This is a genomic window from Sphingobium xenophagum NBRC 107872, from assembly GCF_000367345.1.
GTDB lineage: Bacteria > Pseudomonadota > Alphaproteobacteria > Sphingomonadales > Sphingomonadaceae > Sphingobium > Sphingobium xenophagum.
Genome location: NZ_BARE01000136.1, coordinates 1 through 683, shown reverse-complemented (window position 1 = coordinate 683; position 683 = coordinate 1). Strand labels below are relative to the sequence as shown.

Annotated in this window: 1 pseudogene; it reads right to left on the bottom strand. The window is 62.4% G+C overall.

From position 1 onward, the window contains the following. Positions 1-616: pseudogene (locus SX1_RS24090) on the bottom strand (IS3 family transposase); the annotation flags it as partial. Positions 617-683: the final 67 nt, after the last annotated feature.

Sequence of the window (683 nt, the reverse complement as noted above, 5' to 3'; positions counted from 1 at the left end):
TACGGATAGACCCGGTGCTGCGGATGGGGATCGCTCGTGCGGGGCCGCTGATAAATCGGCGTGAGGCCCATCTTCGCCATCAGCCGCCGTGCCCGCCGGCGACCAACCTCATGGCCTGCACGGCGCAGATGCCGGGCCATCTGGCGGCTGCCGTACCACGGGCACTCCATGAAGGTCTCGTCGATCACCGTCATCAACGCCAGCGTCTCGTTCGTTTCCGGAACCGGCTCATAGTAAAAGGACGAGCGGCTGATCCGTAGCAGGCGACACTGCGCCGAGATCGACAGCCGGTGGTGAGCAGGTTCGACCATTGACCGCCTCCGGTCCACGCTCATCGACCGAAGGCTTTCGCTAAAAAATCCCGCTCCACAACCAGTTGCCCGATCTTGGCGTGCAGCTTCTCCACCTCGCTCTCGCTGGCGGCCTTGATCGCATCGCCAGCCCCGGAGAAGGTGCCTGCCATTCCATCAATGGCTTGCCGCTTCCAGGACGCGATCATCGTGTGGTGCACGCCATGCTTGGCTGCCAGCTCCGCGAGCGTCAGGTCACCCCGGATCGCCTCCAGAGCCACCTTGGCTTTGAAATCGGCGCTGTAGCGCTTCCTCGTCGTCTTCATTCCCGTACCAATCCATCAGGTCGGAAGTAGCTTAACACCCTGTCCAGAAAACCGGCACCACCTCAGA